Raw genomic sequence first — 17,709 nt, forward strand, 5'->3', positions numbered from 1 at the left:
CAAGATGCGGCACCGCACAAACACCTCATGAAAAACGTCCAAACGGAGGCCGAGTATGTCTGCCTATGATCCCGATAACATTTTCGCCAAAATCCTGCGTGGTGAAATCCCTGCAAACCGGGTCTATGAAGACGACGACACACTGGCCTTCATGGACATCATGCCGCGCACGGACGGGCATCTGCTGGTGATCCCGAAAACGCCTTGTCGCAACGTGCTGGATGCCAGCCCAGAACAGCTTGCTTCTGTGATCTCAACGGTTCAGAAGATGGCGCAGGCGGTGAAAGCGGCCTTTGATGCGGATGGCGTCACCATCCAGCAGTTCAACGAGGCTGCAGGCGGGCAAGAAGTGTTTCATCTGCATTTTCACGTTCTGCCGCGGCACGAAGGCGTTTCGATGCGACCACCGGGCAATATGGGTGATTTTGACCTGATCGCTGAACACGCCGGTAAAATCAAAGACACGCTGGCCTGATCACCCGCTACAGGATCAGTGCGATCCAAGGCATTTGCTATGGTCGCCAAACGCGTTCAGCACTTCACATACATGGTCGTGGGTGCCGTCACAGGCGGCTGTGATGCGTTCCAGTTCGGCCTCAAGGCTGCGCAGCAATGTTATCCGGTTGCGCAGTTCAGTCAGCTGACGATCCGCGATTTCATGAACATGGTCCAGATCCGCCCCCTGCGCCCCTTCCAAAGAAAGCAACGCCTCGACATCCGGCAAAGGCAGGCCCAGATCACGCGAGTGGCGGATAAATTGGAGGCGTTTCAGAGCAGTCTCGTCATATCTGCGCTGATTGCCCGCCGTCCGATACGGCTTGGCCAACAAGCCTTTTTCCTCATAGAAACGGATCGTGGGCACCTTGACCCCGGTTTGCCGCGACAAATCTCCGATTGAGTACATTTTGTGCTTTTTGCCTCTTGAACCTCTAGTGACTAGAGGAATTACATAGGATGGCAGTTCAAAACAAGGATCTGATCTGCCATGTCACATAACCACACCCACTCTCACATTGATCCTAATGCCGGTGACCGGAGGGTGGTCGGAGCGATCGGCGTCAATATGGTATTGACGCTTGCACAAATAGTGGGGGGCATTTTGTCTGGCTCACTGGCCTTGATCGCAGATGCCTTGCATAATTTTTCAGATGCCATCGCGCTGATCATCGCGTTTTTCGCTCGTAAGATTGCGCGACGCCCGGCAGATCCACGGATGAGCTTTGGTTATGGCCGGGCAGAGGTTGTGGCCGCTCTTGTTAACTACACCATTCTTGTCGTTCTGGCCGTTTATCTGATGTACGAAGGTGTCATGCGGTTTATAGAGCCCGAACCGGTGAATGGCTGGATCGTCGTCTGGATCGCAGCGCTGGCCCTGATCGTCGATCTGATCACGGCTGTCCTGACCTATTCGATGGCAAAGGACAGCATGAATATCCGGGCCGCCTTTCTGCACAACGTGGCAGATGCCTTAGGCTCATTGGCCGTGATCGTCGCCGGAACCTTGGTTATCCTGTTCAACTGGACCTGGGTGGACCCGGCCGTGACCATCATGATCTCGGTCTACATCCTTTGGCATGTGAAATCTGAAATTGGCGAAACCATTCACGTCTTGATGTTGGGTGCACCATCCGACCTTGACCCAGAAGAGGTCGCTTCGATGATCGAGGCTACCGAGGGCGTTGTTTCGGTCCATCACGTTCATCTGTGGAGTATGCAGGAGCATGAACCTGCCCTGACTGCACATGTGGTTGCGACCAGCCACGCAGACGAAGATGCCAGGTGGCTTTCCACAACCATCAAGAATGCGCTGCAGGATCAGTTCGGGATCGGCCATGCAACGCTTGAAATTGAAAGTGGGGAAGAGGTTTGTGGCCATCCGGCCCGGTTTGGACATGACAAACACGAGCACTAAAAAAGAAATTGCCGTTCCGATTTGGGGTCGGAACGGCAGACTCGTAACCAAAACACATACCTGTTTTCCCAGGGTATACCTGCGATCACCGGCTTAACACACCACTCACTCTAGAACGGTAAATTCATACTAGGCGTTAATGGGACCCAAGTATTCATATTTGTGAAATTTAACTAGATTCCGTCGGAAACCAGACGGACCAATCGGGAATTGTTTCCAAATTATGAAGCAGAGCGGATCTGACGGCTGGATTGTAGTCGGTGCCGGGCTGTTTTTCGATTCGTGATCCGAGTTAATCCGCCCCCGCGGGTCCAAAAACCTCAGCGAATGTTTTTCTAAGCGCGTTGTCCACATCATCCATCGCGACCGGAAGACCCAGATCGACCAGAGAAGTCACGCCATGGTTCGAGATGCCGCAGGGTACGATCCCAGAGAAATGGCTCAAATCCGGTTCGACATTGATCGAGATGCCGTGAAAGCTGACCCATTTACGCAATCGCAGGCCGATCGCCGCGACTTTGTCCTCGGCTTTTTCGCCTGCAGGCGTCAGCGGCTTGTCATCCCGTTGCACCCAGACACCAACACGGCCGTCGCGGATTTGCCCGGTCACGTTGAACTCGGCCAAAGCTGCGATCACCCAATTCTCAAGCTGCTTTACAAACTTGCGCACATCCCTGCCGCGTTTGTTCAGGTCCAGCATGACATAAGCAACGCGCTGCCCCGGACCATGATAGGTGTATTCACCACCGCGTTTTGACGTATAGACTGGAAATCTGTCCGGGTCTTTCAGGTCTTCGACCTTGGCTGAAGTGCCCGCTGTGTACAGGGCAGGGTGCTCAAGTAGCCAGATACACTCATCCGCCTCACCCGCCGCGATATCGGCCACGCGCGCCTCCATAAAGGCGATGGCCTCATCATAGTCGGTCAATCCGTCAGTAATCTTCCATTCCATGTCGGCTCCTTAGCGGCTGGATGCATGGATGGAAAGACCTAGGCTGCTTCGGTCAAACAGCGCTGCAGGACCTGTGTATAGCTGTCCGCTCCCTGCGCCCCAGTCAGCAAGTACTTTCCGCCAAACACCATTGCGGGAACGCCGGAAATACCACGACTGGTCCAGTATTGCTGTTTCTCTCGAACCGGCGCGGCATGAGCACCTGATTCAAGCATCGTGCGCGCAGCATTCCGATCCAGACCGGCAGTCTCCGCGGCCTCAAGCAGAACTTCAATATTCGAAACGTCCATTTGCTTGGTGAAATAGGCCTCGAACAAGGCCAGTTTCAGTGGATGCTGGCGACCCTGAGCCTCGGCCCAGTCAAGAAGCTGATGCGCGGCAAATGTGTTTACGATGCGACTTTCTTCATCAAAGGCGAAGGTAAAGCCCAAGTCAGCCCCGATTTGCGTCAATCGATCCCGCATCGCTTGGCTTTGTTCCGTCGAGGAGCCGTATTTCTCGGCAATGTGCTCACGCAGGTTCTGACCCTCGGGCGCCATGTTTGGGTTCAATTCGAACGGATGCCAGCGCAGCTTTGCCAGAATATTTTGCTGTTTGAGCGCCAGATCCAACTGCCGGAATCCAACAATGCACCAGGGGCAAACCACATCCGAGACTATGTCGATCTGAACGATGGGGCGAGGGTCGGGCGAGGTCATGGCGGGGCTCCTGACGGGGTCATTTGGACGACAACCTGTTAAAGATAAGAGCGCCGAATGGGAATTCAAACCAACGTGATTTTTGCCTCTTCACATCTTGATCATCAAGGTCTATACGCCCCACTACCAAGTCACTAACAGTGCGGTCGTGGCGGAATTGGTAGACGCGCAGCGTTGAGGTCGCTGTGGGGTAACACCCGTGGAAGTTCGAGTCTTCTCGACCGCACCAAGTGATTGGATTTCATTCTTTTTAGGCCGAAATTCGCGACGCTCTGGGCGCCTTCAATCAACGATGCGAAAGCCGCCCACAAGTAGACAGCTGACAAGGACAGGTAGCTGGATAACTGTCCGATCTTAGAATTCAGGTTGTGGAACTATTCGGCGTCGACTTACCGGGCAGGGACCTGCAATTCAATTCGCCGGAATATCAGCGTGATGATGCCTGCAATGATCAGATAGATCAGCGCCAACAGCAACAATGGCTCATAGACAACAAAGGTGTCCGCCCGAATTCTGGACGACACAGCGTAGATCTCAACCACTGTTATCGTCGCCACCAGCGGGGTTGCTTTCAGCTGTAGGATCGTCTCACCGCCTAGTGTCGGCAGCACGCTGCGAATGGCCTGAGGCAGCCAGATCCTGCGGAACATGGTAAACCGAGGCATGCCAAAGGATTGCGCCGCTTCGAGTTGACCCTTCTTAACGCTGGCAAAGGCACCGCGCATGATTTCGCCCTCGTAGCCCGCGTAAGACAGGGTCAGGGCCAGAACCGCATAGGGCCAAGCCTGTCGCAGATAGGGCCACAGCTCGCTGCCGCGTATCCATGGAATCTGAGGGAAAAGCGATCCAAGCCCATAGTACAACAGCCAGATTTGCAGAAGAATTGGGGTGCCGCGAATGACGGTGCAGAACACTTTTGCCGGTGCCGAAAGGTACCAGGGACCAATCGCCTGAGCGAGACCCAGTGGAACGGCGAGCAAGAACCCAAGCACACAGGTGACGGCCAACAGCCAAATGGTCCTCCACAGACCTTCAAGCGCCAGCGGGGCATAGGTTGGAATCCAATCCCAGCGCAGTGAGACGGCGCACCAGATAACGAAAGCAGCAAAAAGTGCCATCAGCACGATCCGATGCGGCTGCATGAGTGCTCGCCAGTCCATTATCGGCTTCCTCCCTTCAGCGAAGGCTGCCCACGACGGGCCCATTTCTCGATACGCGCGAACACGACACCGGAACAAAGCGTGACGATCAAGTACAAGGCACCTGCAGCAAGGAAGAAGGTGAAATAGGCGCGGGTGCTGGCCGCAGCCTGACGGGTCTCCAGCGTCAATTCGCTAAAGCCGACAATGGCCAGCAGGGCCGTATCTTTGGTTGCAATGAGCCACAGATTGGCCAATCCAGGCGTGGCAAAAGACATCATCGCCGGTATCGTCACCCGTCGCATCAGCAAAAGAGAGGGCATGCCATAGGCACGGGCGGCTTCGATCTGACCAGTAGGAACCGCTTGAATCGCCCCCCTGAGGACCTCGGTCGCATAGGCGCCCTGAACAATGCCCAAAACCCATATACCGGCGACAACGCCGCTGATTTCGACCCGGGCGTATCCCATTGCCTGCGCGGCCTGATTGATCAGGTCGGTCCCGACGTAATACAGGATCAGGATCAGCACCAGTTCAGGCACGGCGCGCATTACAGTCGTATATATGCCGAGCAGGTCACGTGTGACCGGCCCGCCATATAGTTTTCCATAGGCCCCGAAAAGCCCGATGATCAACCCGAACCCGAACGCTCCAAAAGCGATCTGCAACGAGTTAGCGAGGCCACGCAGAAGGTTGCCGCCCCATCCCGGAGGACTAAGGGCAAGCAACTCCATGCTTTGGGCCAAACCCAGGCTTTCGAGGATAGCTTCCACGACGGATCTTACTCGCTGTAGATGCTGGCTGTGAAATAGCGCGAGGTGATTTCGTCATGCGTGCCGTCGGCAAGAATTGCCGCGATACCCGCATTCAGCTTTTCACGCAGCGCGTCATCGCCCTTGCGGACACCCGCGCCGACGCCGCGACCCAGGATCGAGACGTCATTTTCGACCGCGCCTTTGATTTCACAGCAGGCACCAGTGTCAGAAGAGACAAAATCTGCCATGGCGATGCTGTCGGCCTGGGTCGCGTCGATACGGCCGGCGAACAGATCCTGGTTGGCTTCGTCCTGAGTCTGATACACCCGGATTTCTGCGGCATCCTTGAAATGCTCGTTGGCATAGGCCTGGTGGATCGTAGAGGCCTGAATGCCGATGATTTTACCGGCCAGAGATTCTGGTGTCGGTTCAATGTCCATCGACTTGTCGGCGACGATAACGGCCGGAGTGTTGTAGTAAGGGTCGCTGAAATCGATCGTTTTCATGCGCTCTTCGGTGATCGACATCGACGCCATCAATGCATCAATCTGCTGACCGGTCAGTGATGGGATGATCCCGTCCCACGCAACCGGAGTGATCACACATTCAAGCTGGGCCGCGGCACAGACCGCATCAATAACCTCGACCTCCCAGCCGACCCATTTGCCAGACGCATCCAGCGATGCGAACGGCGGATAAGGCTCGGCGGCGATCCCGATCTTGACTTCATCTGCGCTTGCCGTTCCGGCAGAAAGCACAGCGGCAGCCATGGCGGCCACGATTAGCTTTTTGTTTTTCATTGATATTCTCCCTGTTTGATATTTTGTTCGTTCAGCCGACTGATTTTAGGAATTGTTGCAGCCGTGCGGATTTAGGATTGTCGAAAAGTTCGTCGGGTGGCCCCTGTTCCTCAATCTTTCCTTCGAAAAGATACACAACATGGGTCGCAACCTCGCGCGCAAACTTCATCTCATGCGTGACCAGCAACATGGTTCGGCCCTCGGCCGCCAGATCGCGAATTACGGTCAGCACTTCACCAACAAGTTCAGGATCTAACGCGCTGGTTGGCTCGTCAAACAACATTACGCTGGGATCAACGGCAAGAGCACGCGCAATCGCAGCGCGCTGTTGCTGACCGCCTGACAGAAAGGAAGGGAAGGTATCCGCCTTGTCGCCAAGCCCAACGCGCTCCAGCAACTGGTGCGCGCGCTTGATCGCCTCGTCCCGCGGTACTTTCAGCACGTGAACGGGCACTTCGATGACATTTTCCAGCAGCGTCCGGTGGGTCCAAAGGTTGAAGGCCTGAAACACCATTGCCAGTCGGGTGCGGATGCGTTCCAGCTGACGCCGGTCCTTAGGCGTGCCATCCGGGCGCATCTCAATCGGCTCGCCGTTTACGACGATTTCTCCGGAACTGGGCGTTTCAAGGAAATTGATACAGCGAAGGAACGTGGATTTCCCCGAACCGCTGCCTCCGATGATGGCGACGACATCACCCTGATGGGCAGTAAGTGAAACGCCTTTGAGAACTTCGAGCGAGCCAAAAGACTTGTGCAAGTCAGTGACCCGAATGGCTTCATCCGGCGTGGTTTCTGGGTCAGCGTTCATTTTGCAGTTTCATCCCTCTCAACCGTTTTTTTACTTGCAGCTTTAGCAAATCCCTACAATTATGCAACTGTATAATTATAATTTCTGGAAAGATAGATGTCGGATCACGCAACAAAATTCAAGCGAGAACCCGCGGAGCAGCGCAAAGAGGCGTTGATCCAGGCCACGCTGTCTTTGATAGCTGAGCAAGGTTTGCAAGGTGCGACCGTTCGGGCGATTGCCGAGCGGGCCAGTGTAACTCAGGGTCTGATCCGGCACTATTTTTCTTCGAAAGAAGATTTAATTACAGCAGCTTATGACTTTCATATGCGGCGACTGACGGATTTGACGTCGGCCCCTGCAGACGGAGATTATAGCACAGCCAGATTGCGGCTGGCGACGTTTGTAACGACCGGGCTGACCCATCCGGTGGTCGATCCGGGGTCAGTGTCCCTATGGGCGGGCTTTTTGAACAAAGTTCTGGCGGACGACAAAATGCAAGCGATCCACGAACAGACATATCGGGATTTTCGTGACCGCTTGGAATCACTCATTGCAGATGCGCTGAACGAGGTAGGCATACCAGCCAGCCCGGCGGAACTGCGCAGGTTGGCTATCGCATGCAACGCCGTGGTCGACGGCTTGTGGATGGAAGGCGGCGCCCTGCCATACGCCTTTGAGCCGGATGAGCTGCCCAAGATTGGGCTGGCTTCGGTTGGGGCAATTATCGGTGTTGAATTGACGGATCTTGAGCAGAGGCAGACATGAAGAAAACAGCGATTACCGAACGCCTTGCCGGCCTGGGTGGCGCCAAATGGGAAGTTTATCTCAAGGCCAAAGAACTTGTCGAGCAGGGGCGGGATATCATCGAATTGACCATTGGCGAGCCGGATGTGCCAACGCCCACCGAACTGGTGGAAAGCGCTGTGGACGCTTTGCGCGCCGGGCGAACCACCTACTCCAATGGGCGTGGTGAGGCTGGACTGCGCTCTGCACTGGCCGATCGTTATTCGGCCAGATCCGGGCGCACGATCACGGATAATCAAGTGCTGTGTTTTCCAGGCACCCAGACCTCGCTTTTTACCGTCCTGATGGGCGTGGCCGAGGCGGGTTGTGAGGTGCTGGTGGGCGATCCGATGTATGCAACCTATCAAGGTGTGGTACGCGCAAGCGGTGCGGATATTGTGCCGGTTCCATTGCGGCCGGAAAACGGTTTTCGTATTTCTGCGGATGATATCGCGGACAGGATTACCGCGAAGACCACTGCGCTATTGTTGACCACACCGCATAATCCTACCGGGTCGATCCTGACACGCGAAGACATCGACGCAATCGGCAAGCTGGCTATCGAGCATGATCTATGGATCATTTCTGATGAGGTTTATGAAGAACTGATCTTTGACGGATCTGTGTTTTCCTCACCCCTGTCGCGGTCCGAGCTAGCGGATCGGGTAATCGTCGTCTCTTCGATATCAAAATCCCATGCCGCCCCCGGATTCCGCAGCGGTTGGTGCATTGGTCCCGAGGAATTTACCGCGCGCCTTTTGTCGCTGTCGGAAACCATGCTGTTTGGAAATCAGCCCTTCATCGCCGACATGACCGAGACGGCTATTCGCAACGGTTCAACCGTGGCTGAAGGCATGGCGCAACGGTACGCCCGCCGCGCCCGGATGCTGAAAGACAGGCTGCCGAACGAGACACATCTGCGTGTGCATCTTCCACAGGCAGGTATGTTTGCGATGATTGATGTCTCGGCCACAGGGATGAATGGAAACGAGTACGCCTTTCATCTGCTCGAATATGGCAAAGTCGCGGTGATGCCGGGGCCGTCTTTCGGTGACACGGTTGATGACTGGGTCCGTATCGCGCTGACGGTGGACGACGCGATCTTTACCGAAGCCTGTGACCGGATCGTTGCCCACGCGACCCAACTGCAACTGGAAAACGCATGACAAGCATTGGTGAGGCGCTGGTTGATCAACTGGTCAGGCGCGATGTGGATACCGTGTTTGGCATCCCCGGCGTCCATACGGTCGAACTGTACCGCGGGCTGGCCGCATCGGGCATTCGCCATGTCACCCCACGACACGAGCAGGGGGCAGGGTTCATGGCTGATGGCTATGCCAGGGTATCCGGCAAGCCCGGCGTGGCCTTTGTGATTACCGGCCCCGGTCTGACCAATACACTCACGGCGATGGGGCAGGCTCGGGCAGACAGCGTTCCGATGCTGGTGGTGTCGGGGGTCAACACGTTGTCCAGCCTTGGCAAAGGGCTTGGTCACTTGCATGAGTTACCGGATCAACGAGCGATGGCGCGAACAGTCGCTCTGTCATCGGACCGAGTTGAAAAGTCAGTTGAACTAGCAGCCGCGTTGGACCGCGCCTTCGCCCTGTTTCAATCCGGTCGCCCAGGGCCAACACATATCGAAATCCCGCTAGACGTTGCGGGGGACGAGTTTGCTGGTCCGACCGATGCTGCGAAAGGTCCCGTCGATAAGTCTCTTGATCCGGCGCTTCTTGACCGTGCTGCCAAGCTACTGGGGTCGGCAAAAGCGCCGGTCATTCTGGTCGGCGGAGGTGGGCGCAGCGCCGGCAGGTCGATCCGGCAGCTGGCCGAAGCGCTGGATGCGCCGGTTGTTCAAACCGTGAATGCGCGCGGGTTGATGTACGATCACCCGTTGAGTGTACCAGCAAGCCCGAGCCTGAATTCAGTGCGTGCTTTGATCGAACAGGCCGACGTGGTTCTGGCTTTGGGGACTGAGCTGGGCCAGACGGACTACGATATGTACGCCACCGGCACGATGGCTGAAATGCCATACCTGATCCGTGTGGACCTATGCCCCGATCAGCTGAAGCGCCACGCGGCGGACATTGCCATTGTTGGTGATGCGGCGATGGCAGCGGCCGAGCTTGTGGATCGGTTTGCCGCATCGCCCAAGTCGGCAAACGGTGCCGCGCGCGCGGCTACCTCGCGGCGGAACGCGGTCGAAGAAATCGGGCCGGAAATGCAGGCGTTACTGGCTGTGCTGAACGCCATGCGCGATGCAGTCCCTAACGCGATCATGGTGGGCGATTCTGCTTATCCGATCTATGCAGGAAACCTGTACTACGATCATGATCGGCCCGGCGGGTGGTTCAACGCCGCGACCGGGTTCGGAGCGCTTGGATATGGCATACCCGCCGCGATCGGCGCTGCGTTGGCGGACCCTGACGCTCCGGTCATTTGTATCGCAGGCGACGGCGGGGCGCAGTTCAGCCTTCCTGAGCTGATGTGCGCCGTTGATGAAAAACTGCCGATCACCTTCGTGATCTGGAACAACCACGGCTATCAGGAAATCGCCACATCAATGCAGGCGGTCGGCGTGACCGTGCTGGGATGTGATCCGACCCCGCCGGATTTTGAAAGCGTCGCCCGATCTTGCGGCATGCCGTTCTGGCGCACTGGCCCCGACCCGTTGGACGTGGCCCAAGCTTTGTTGTCTGCACAATCCCAAGATGGCCCGCGGCTTGTTGAAATCCGCGCGCCCAACCAATCACACTCTTGATGAAAAGTGAGACCGAAAATGACTGACCCGACCTATGAATTCTCGCGCGCGATCACCCGTCGCCCAGCAGCGTCCATCACCGATGGTCTGCGTGCAGAAGATATCGGTACGCCGGACCTAGACCGAATGCTTGCATCTCATGCGCACTATGTCGAAACCCTCAAGAAAACCGGAGCAGAGGTTATCGAACTGGCTCCCCTTGAGACGTATCCGGATGCCGTCTTTGTCGAAGATACCACACTGTGTCTTCCTCAGGGTGCGGTGATGATGCGCCCCGGTGCACCCAGCCGCATGGGTGAGGTGGCCGAGATGGAGCCGACAATCCGCGGCGTTTATGACGAGGTTCGGCAGATCGCTGGGCCCGGCCATATTGAAGGCGGGGACATTCTGGTAACGGGTCGCGAAATTCTGGTTGGCCGGTCAGATCGGACCGATGCGGCCGGTGTCGCAGAGCTGACCGAAATCGTTTCCGACTGGGGCCACACCGTACGCGAGGTTTTTACACCACCGGGCGTGTTGCACTTCAAAACGGATTGTTCGTTGCTGGATGGGGAAACCATCCTGTCCACGAAACGGCTGGACGCATCCGGGTGCTTCGAAGGATATCGGGTTCTGCATGTGGCAGAAGGCGAAGAAGCCGCTGCAAACTCGATCCGGTTCAACCAATTTGTCCTGGCTCCGGCCGGCTTCCCGCGTACCACCGAGATGTTGCGCCAGAACGGCTATGATGTGGTTGAAATCGACAATGTGGAATGCGCCAAACTGGATGGCGGAATGTCATGTCTGTCGCTGAGATTCTGACCTGATTCACGACGATTCAGAACCGACTAACCTTGAACCAGCCAAATGCGTCCTGCTGCAACCAAAGAAAGAGTGGGCGCATTTTGGCGTGATTAAGGTTAGCCGCTTCAACCGCTTGGATATTCATTCGAAATAGTATGATCCCTATCCAGTGGGTGTAGCTTTGCACCAGTTTCGCGCAGTATTTCTTTTGCACCCAAATCCCATCTCGCTCGTGCTTGCCGGGTTGTGTATGACTTGGGCAAAGAAGTTATGGCAGGAAATACATGTCTCAGGCGCTCACCGTATTCACGACGATGAAGAACGAAGGCCCCTATATGCTGGAATGGGTAGCATTCCACAAAACACTGGGAGTCGATCACTTTGTGATCTTCACCAATAGCTGTGAAGACGGCACGGATGCCATTGCCCGCAGGCTGCAGGAATTGGGTCTTGCCACACATGTCCCGAACGAGGTCAAAGAAGGGGGAAACCCGCAGCATCAGATGCTACGGCGCGCGCGGCGTCAGCCCAAAGTGAAAGAGGCCGACTGGCTGATGTGTCTGGATGTTGATGAATTCTGGAACATCCGCTGCGGTGACAACAGCTTTGCGGCGCTGATCGCAGAAACCGAACAGCGGGCCGGAAAGCCGGTGGATGCGATCTCATTCGCGTGGAAATTGTTTGGTAGTTCGGGGAATATCAGCTTTGAAGACAAACCTGTGACCGAGTCCTTTTCGATGGGGGATCAGGAATTCCCGTATCATTCCGGCCGGGCCTATGGTCTGAAAACCCTGTTTCGTAACAACGGAAAATTTACGCGGTTCGGCCCGCATCGCCCGAAAGGGGTCGAAGAAGGGAAAGAAAGCGAAATCGCTTGGTCCGATGCAGGTGGCAGGCTGTTTCCGTCCGAGAAGGTCGGGTGGCGCGCATGGAGGAAATTTGATCATTCGCTGGGGCGGATTCATCACTATTCCGTCCGGTCTTTGGATGGGTTTCTGGTCAAAAGGGATCGGGGCCGGACCAATCATATCCGCGTAGACCAAGGGCAAGCCTATTGGCAGGACATGAATGCCAACAAAGAAACAGATCACTCGATACTGCCAGCAGCGCATCGCGCGGCCCCACTGCTGGCCGAACTGAAAGCCGATGAAGAACTCGGCCGCCTGCACGCGCAGGCATGTGACTGGCATCGCACCAAGATATCAGAGATCAAGTTGCGGCCTGACTGGGTGGATTTCCGCCTCTGGCTTGCGGAAAATCTGGTCTGATCACCATGGCAGAAGACCTTTCAAAAGAGCAGCTCAAGCCTGATCACCCCGATCGTAAGACGGGGTATGAACGGATTCTGACAGACCCTGCGCCCCCTTGGTTTGTCGAGCTGTATCCAGGTGGGGACGGGACCGGGTTTCTGCAAAAGCTGAACAGACACTCGGTTTTGTTTCACCAAAGGTCTGCGTCCCGGCTTGTGGTCAGCTTTGACAACATTGCCAATGCCAACGACCTGTCTTTTTCCCGCGAACCCTGGGGCTGGAAGTTCTTCCGTGACGAAGGCTGGTCCCATATGGGGATATTTGCGCGGACCAAAGCTTGGTACCGCGATCCCGAGATCATCTCGTATTTTCAGACCCAAGCGGATCAGGGTTTTTTTGCACAGTTTGATCAGGTTGTGTTTGCGGGCGCTTCGATGGGCGGATTTGGAGCGCTGACATTCTCGGCCCTTGTTCCCGGCGCCAATGTCATCGCTTTCAATCCGCAGACAACGCTGGATGAACGGCTGGTCCCGTGGGAGACCCGGTATCGGTTCGGGCAGGTGCAAGACTGGGATCTTCCCTTTAGCGATGCCGCGCAAACCGTTGAAAATGTGGGGATAGCCTACGTTTTCTATGATCCCTTTTTTGATCTTGATCGCCAGCAGGTGACGCGATTGAAAGGCGATAATGTCGTGCTGCTGAAGACATGGTTTTCAAACCATTTCGCGGCCCCGATGCTGCGCAAATTGGATATACTGAAGCCGGTTATGCTCGAGGCGATGGACGGCACACTGGAACCCCAGGCCTATTACCGGATGATGCGGGCACGGCGGCGACTGCCTTTGTATATGCGCGGGATCGAGGCGATTGGCGGCGAACGTCACCCACAGCTTGTTACGCAAGCAAGGCAGAGGTTCCGACGGCTGCGGCGCGCAGCCTTGGCCGAAGCAGCCTCATGAAGCCCGAAAAGGGGGTCTTTATCGGCCAGCGCAAAGACCGGATGGGTGCCCGGTTGCTGATGATGCTGACCTGCATCCGGTTGGCCGAGGATTTTGACACCAGCTATCGGGTCAACTGGTTTCCCAAAGGTGCGGATGCGCCAGAGCTGGACCAGCCGCAAGAATTGTTCTCACAAGAGTGGATGGATGAGCATTTCCTGAGCACCGAATCCTTTGATGCTCTAGGCGAGAACGCCCTGCCGATTTGGTCGTTTCAGGGCGATGCGACACCGGATCGGCTGATATCCCATCTGAATTCCGGCCGCTCTGTTGTCGTCGAGGAAGGCTTTGAGGTTCTGGCCTTTCAATGGGAAGATGTCGAGCAGATCCGCCCCCGGTACCGAGAGTTCATCCATCAGATCGGGTTCACGGATGAAATCCGGAACATTATGGAAAAGGCAGATGCCAAACTAAGTGGCAAGGGGGTGTCGGCCTATCACATTCGCCGTGGCGACATCCTGAATGGTCTGCCGTGGAAGCATACGACCTGGCCGGCAAAGATCGAACCGGAAGAACTGTATGCGGCACATCTTGAAAAAAACGCAGGGTGTGCCGCGATCATGTTTTCAGATCAGCCCGAGCTTGTGGCTCGATTCCAAGTGCAGTTTCCGCACCTTATGCAAATGTCAGATATCGCGGATCTTTCCAGTCTGACCCGCGCACAACGAGACTTTCTGGAACTCTATACCATGTCGCGCGCGGATCAGGTGATTGCACCGTTTATCTCGGCGTTTTCCATGGCAGCAGCGCGGATTTCCGGGCAGCAGGGAAAAGTTTTTCGCGATGTTTTGAACGAAGATGAAGTCAAACGCGCCAACGAACAAGTGATCGCACGCCTGCACCGCGGTCCAGAAGAATTTCTGAATCTCTCAGAAGCCGCTCATATCTATGCCAAGGCTTCGTTTTATCTTCATGGTTTGGGCGCGGGAGATCGGGCCGAAGAGGCATTGGAACTGGTGCAGCCGTTGATGGATGCAGGTTCGGATAATGCATTCCTTCCACTTCTTCAGGCGTTGAATTACTTTTATCTGAATCGTTGGGCCGAAGCGTTAGAGATGACTGAAGCAGCCTTCGAAAACCCGCATATCTGGCCCGAAGATTTTGCTGTGGTAACTGCACTTCAAGCCGCGATATTTGGAGGGCAGAAGAAACGCTGGAAGGCTGCGCAGGTGTTCAGCAGGGCGTTTTGGACAAAACCAATGCGCCCGGATGTCATCATATTTGGCTCTCGGCTTTTGTATCGTGAACAGATTGCGCAGCGCGCAATGCCGCCAATGGATTGGGTGATGCAGAAGGCTATTCGGAGGCCTTGGTTCAACTACAATGCGCACGTTGCGCAGAGGAAGGTACTGGGTCGTCCGCCCTGTAATTTCGACCTGATCCTATTGGATTGGGCTAGTCTGTCCGTAGATCAAAGGGCGCGCCGTCTAACCTCCAACCGATCCCGTTTGCAGACTTTGGCTGACGGGCTAGAAAGCTCAACTCAGTTGCCCGAGGACGTTTGCATTTCCCGCGAAGACCCGCGCTTTGAAGGGGTGCAATCTTTGCTGCGTTTGCATTTGGGAGATACATCTTTGGCGCAGTCTTTGGATATAGCGCGGAAAGTGGCCAAGCGCCTTCCGGATAACCCGTTATACTTAAAGCGACTGGCCGAACTGTATGAGAAAGATGGAGATTTTGTAAACGGAAGGCTGGCCATGGCAGATGCGTTGGCCTGTGATCCGGGAAACCCATTTCTGGTCTTTGCGATGGGGCAGTACCTTGAAAGGAACGGGGCTGAAGAACAGGGGCAAAACCAAATTATTCAGGCTGGGGAACTGGATGACAATACAGCGGCGATCCAAGGCGAGGCCGGCAGGATATATCTGCAACGAGGTGAAAAGCAGAATGCGCGCATTCATCTTTCCAAGGCCCACGCGCTGTGCCCAACCCTTAAACGATATTCCAATCAGCTGAAACGTGCAGGTGGAAAATAGACGGATTTCTCTTGGTGACCAGCTTGAATACCGGTAGTTTGCGGTCAAAATCTTAAACAAATCTCCGATACCATCGGGGCAATGAAAACAAGCAGGGCAGTCAGGTATGGCCGAACAGGATCCTCGATATATCAGCGTTACCCCTATGAAGAACGAAGGACCATTCGTTCTTGAATGGATCGCCCATAATCGTGCCATTGGTGTGGACCAGATTGTGGTCATGACCAATGACTGTACCGATGGTACAGATGCCTTGCTGCAGCGATTGCATGACCTTGGCATTGTCACACATGTCGACAACAACTCGAGACGTCAGACCAGCCCGCAAAAACGCGCCTATAACGCCTTTCTGAAAATGGAAGTGGCCCGTCCACAGGATTGGGTGATCGTTATCGACGCGGATGAACATATTAACGTCAGAACCGGCGACCATACATTGCGTGCGCTGACAGGTGCCATGCCGGATGCAAAAACGATTTCAATGACTTGGCGTCTATTCGGAAACGCCGGCATTGTTCGGTACGAGGACCGTTTCCTGTCGGATCAGTTTCGCCAAGCTGCACCTGAGCGTATTTTTCGACCGCCGCAAGCTTGGGGCTTTAAGACCATGTTCCAACGCGGCCTGTGGGATGCGCTCGGTGTCCATCGACCGAAAAGGCCGACCGTTGAAACGATGGAAGAATGCCATTGGTACAACGGATCCGGTCAACCGATGCCCGAAAGGTATTTTACTGCCAGTTGGCGATCGGCGCGGGACTCCGTTGGGTACGAGCATGTTCAGATCAATCACTATGCCCTGAAATCCTGTGAAAGTTATCTGGTCAAGAAAATGCGTGGTCGGGCCCATCATCTGGGGGAAAGCCTTGGGATGGAATATTGGAACATGATGAACCAAAACGCCGAAACTGAGACCTCGATCGACACAATCCTCGATCGGAAACGGGCTTTGTACTACGAAATGCTCTCAGACGCTGAGACGGCCCGCCTGCACCATATGACCTGCGATCTGCATCGCCAGCAGGTTGCCCAGTTGCGCGAACAACCCGAGATGCAAGACCTCATGCGTCAGATGACCGCCGGGTTCTCAGCCAAGGCCGAGACCTGAGGTCGCTTGGCGAATAGGAACGTTTCATGCTTTGGCTACACATAGGAATGCCCAAGACTGGGTCGACCGCGTTACAGGGGTTTGTTCGCAAAAACGGTCAAGTGATGGCTGGGGCCGGATTACACTATATGGAAACGGGCCGCAGGCGAACCGAGGGGCAGGGGCGTCTGGCCAGCAGTCATAACCTGATTGCCTTCCACATGAACCAAACCGATCAGCCGGTCACCGCCCTGCGCGAAGCGATGGCAAGGGAATATGCTGAGCATGAGGATAAGGCATGCTTGGTATCGTCTGAGATGTTGTACTCAGTCGATCTGCACAAACTGGCCGAGATTTTCGCTGAGATCCCCGCGCGTGAGATGAGGATTGCTTTCTACTGCCGTAGATATTCTGACTTTTTCGAAGCCGACTATAAACAAAGGGCAAAGAACGGCAGGCTTGCCGGGGGCGGCTCTGAATATATTCGTACCCAGCTGGACGAGATACGTGCGCATCCTGAGCGTTTCAGCTTTGCCAGCGCTGCGGCTCGGATAAGGTCAGCTTTTCCGGGCGTCTCGTTGGTGCCTATGCTGTATGAGCGCTCTGAAATGGTCAATGGCAACATTGTCGATGATTTTCTGGATCGCATCGGCGTCCAACTGCCCTTGGGCAGCAAGACCGAAACATCGTCCAATCCTTCGCATTCAAGGGCCGCGTGTGAGGCGTTTGGTGTGGTCACAAGGGCCATGGGACGCAAGAAAAGTCGCCAGTTGCGACGTCGGGCTGTCGATGATCCCGTGATGATGCGTAAGAATGATGTGCTTGAACCGGATGAACGCGCCTGGCTGGACGCGTTTGTGGCAAATGAAGATGTGAGTTTTCATCAAGAGTTCTTTCCCGACCGGACGCAGCTTTTTGCCCCTGTCAGGTTGAGCATGCATGATCAGTCGTTTCGCCGGGACACAGCCGCGGAATATCAGGCGCTGCGCCAGGCATCCGAGATCGTGTTTCGCATGGCGCTAGAGGGTTGA

The 17,709-nt window shown here is 55.4% G+C and carries 18 protein-coding genes and 1 tRNA gene; 12 read left to right on the forward strand and 7 right to left on the reverse strand.

Annotated features, from left to right (window positions below):
• Positions 1 to 55: 55 nt before the first annotated feature.
• Complete coding sequence (locus tag AC2FFB_RS00570; RefSeq protein ID WP_281994787.1) at positions 56 to 475, forward strand: HIT family protein; 420 nt, start codon at positions 56 to 58, stop codon at positions 473 to 475.
• Between the two features lie 15 nt (positions 476 to 490).
• Here the strand turns inward: AC2FFB_RS00570 and AC2FFB_RS00575 are convergent, their stop codons facing one another.
• Positions 491 to 904 (reverse strand): MerR family transcriptional regulator, encoded by a 414-nt coding sequence (locus AC2FFB_RS00575; RefSeq protein ID WP_281972282.1) that lies wholly within the window; start codon positions 902 to 904, stop codon positions 491 to 493.
• Between the two features lie 81 nt (positions 905 to 985).
• Here AC2FFB_RS00575 and AC2FFB_RS00580 point away from each other — a divergent pair, with 81 nt between their 5' ends.
• Entirely contained in the window at positions 986 to 1,912 is a 927-nt protein-coding gene (locus AC2FFB_RS00580; protein WP_496713501.1) for a cation diffusion facilitator family transporter, read from the forward strand.
• A gap of 292 nt (positions 1,913 to 2,204) precedes the next feature.
• Here the strand turns inward: AC2FFB_RS00580 and lipB are convergent, their stop codons facing one another.
• Both lipB and AC2FFB_RS00590 read right to left on the reverse strand, forming a co-directional pair.
• Positions 2,205 to 2,864 (reverse strand): lipoyl(octanoyl) transferase LipB, encoded by a 660-nt coding sequence (lipB, locus tag AC2FFB_RS00585; protein WP_271946447.1) that lies wholly within the window; start codon positions 2,862 to 2,864, stop codon positions 2,205 to 2,207.
• 38 nt (positions 2,865 to 2,902) lie between these two features.
• Entirely contained in the window at positions 2,903 to 3,562 is a 660-nt protein-coding gene (locus AC2FFB_RS00590) for a DsbA family oxidoreductase (RefSeq protein WP_496728126.1), read from the reverse strand.
• Positions 3,563 to 3,704: 142 nt separating this feature from the next.
• Here AC2FFB_RS00590 and AC2FFB_RS00595 point away from each other — a divergent pair.
• A tRNA-Leu gene (locus tag AC2FFB_RS00595) sits at positions 3,705 to 3,791 on the forward strand.
• A 160-nt stretch (positions 3,792 to 3,951) separates the two neighbouring features.
• Here the strand turns inward: AC2FFB_RS00595 and AC2FFB_RS00600 are convergent.
• The 4 genes from AC2FFB_RS00600 to AC2FFB_RS00615 are packed head-to-tail and all read right to left on the reverse strand — an operon-like array spanning position 3,952 to position 7,064.
• Positions 3,952 to 4,722 (reverse strand): ABC transporter permease, encoded by a 771-nt coding sequence (locus AC2FFB_RS00600; protein WP_425595839.1) that lies wholly within the window; start codon positions 4,720 to 4,722, stop codon positions 3,952 to 3,954.
• Positions 4,722 to 5,435: an ABC transporter permease gene (locus AC2FFB_RS00605; protein WP_416383908.1), complete on the reverse strand. Its 714-nt coding sequence runs from the start codon at positions 5,433 to 5,435 to the stop codon at positions 4,722 to 4,724. Before AC2FFB_RS00605 ends, AC2FFB_RS00600 begins: the two co-directional genes overlap by 1 nt.
• 47 nt (positions 5,436 to 5,482) lie before the next feature.
• Positions 5,483 to 6,256 carry a transporter substrate-binding domain-containing protein gene (locus AC2FFB_RS00610; protein WP_281994770.1) on the reverse strand — a complete coding sequence of 258 codons (774 nt, stop codon included), beginning with the start codon at positions 6,254 to 6,256 and terminating at the stop codon, positions 5,483 to 5,485.
• Positions 6,257 to 6,287: 31 nt separating this feature from the next.
• Positions 6,288 to 7,064 (reverse strand): ABC transporter ATP-binding protein, encoded by a 777-nt coding sequence (locus AC2FFB_RS00615; RefSeq protein ID WP_142634458.1) that lies wholly within the window; start codon positions 7,062 to 7,064, stop codon positions 6,288 to 6,290.
• Positions 7,065 to 7,160: 96 nt separating this feature from the next.
• Here AC2FFB_RS00615 and AC2FFB_RS00620 point away from each other — a divergent pair, with 96 nt between their 5' ends.
• The 9 genes from AC2FFB_RS00620 (at position 7,161) to AC2FFB_RS00660 (ending at position 17,709) form a co-directional block, all read left to right on the forward strand.
• On the forward strand, positions 7,161 to 7,811 hold the full coding sequence (locus AC2FFB_RS00620; RefSeq protein WP_281994769.1) for a TetR/AcrR family transcriptional regulator: 651 nt from the start codon (positions 7,161 to 7,163) through the stop codon (positions 7,809 to 7,811).
• Positions 7,808 to 8,995: a pyridoxal phosphate-dependent aminotransferase gene (locus AC2FFB_RS00625; RefSeq protein ID WP_496874363.1), complete on the forward strand. Its 1,188-nt coding sequence runs from the start codon at positions 7,808 to 7,810 to the stop codon at positions 8,993 to 8,995. Before AC2FFB_RS00620 ends, AC2FFB_RS00625 begins: the two co-directional genes overlap by 4 nt.
• The gene (locus tag AC2FFB_RS00630) at positions 8,992 to 10,587 is read left to right on the forward strand and encodes a 5-guanidino-2-oxopentanoate decarboxylase (RefSeq protein WP_496693293.1); all 1,596 of its coding nucleotides are present in this window, start codon (positions 8,992 to 8,994) and stop codon (positions 10,585 to 10,587) included. Before AC2FFB_RS00625 ends, AC2FFB_RS00630 begins: the two co-directional genes overlap by 4 nt.
• 18 nt (positions 10,588 to 10,605) lie before the next feature.
• Positions 10,606 to 11,388, forward strand: coding sequence for a dimethylarginine dimethylaminohydrolase family protein (locus AC2FFB_RS00635; RefSeq protein ID WP_281972275.1), 783 nt, complete (start codon positions 10,606 to 10,608; stop codon positions 11,386 to 11,388).
• A 266-nt stretch (positions 11,389 to 11,654) separates the two neighbouring features.
• Complete coding sequence (locus tag AC2FFB_RS00640; RefSeq protein WP_496687582.1) at positions 11,655 to 12,638, forward strand: glycosyltransferase family 2 protein; 984 nt, start codon at positions 11,655 to 11,657, stop codon at positions 12,636 to 12,638.
• 5 nt (positions 12,639 to 12,643) lie between these two features.
• The gene (locus AC2FFB_RS00645; protein WP_496687585.1) at positions 12,644 to 13,579 is read left to right on the forward strand and encodes a hypothetical protein; all 936 of its coding nucleotides are present in this window, start codon (positions 12,644 to 12,646) and stop codon (positions 13,577 to 13,579) included.
• The gene (locus AC2FFB_RS00650) at positions 13,576 to 15,594 is read left to right on the forward strand and encodes a hypothetical protein (RefSeq protein ID WP_496874364.1); all 2,019 of its coding nucleotides are present in this window, start codon (positions 13,576 to 13,578) and stop codon (positions 15,592 to 15,594) included. Before AC2FFB_RS00645 ends, AC2FFB_RS00650 begins: the two co-directional genes overlap by 4 nt.
• A gap of 106 nt (positions 15,595 to 15,700) precedes the next feature.
• Positions 15,701 to 16,699, forward strand: coding sequence for a glycosyltransferase family 2 protein (locus AC2FFB_RS00655; RefSeq protein ID WP_271946483.1), 999 nt, complete (start codon positions 15,701 to 15,703; stop codon positions 16,697 to 16,699).
• 47 nt (positions 16,700 to 16,746) lie between these two features.
• A complete protein-coding gene (locus AC2FFB_RS00660) occupies positions 16,747 to 17,709 on the forward strand; it encodes a hypothetical protein (protein WP_496874365.1) in 963 nt (320 codons plus the stop codon).

The organism is Ruegeria sp. YTSA219 (assembly GCF_059609985.1).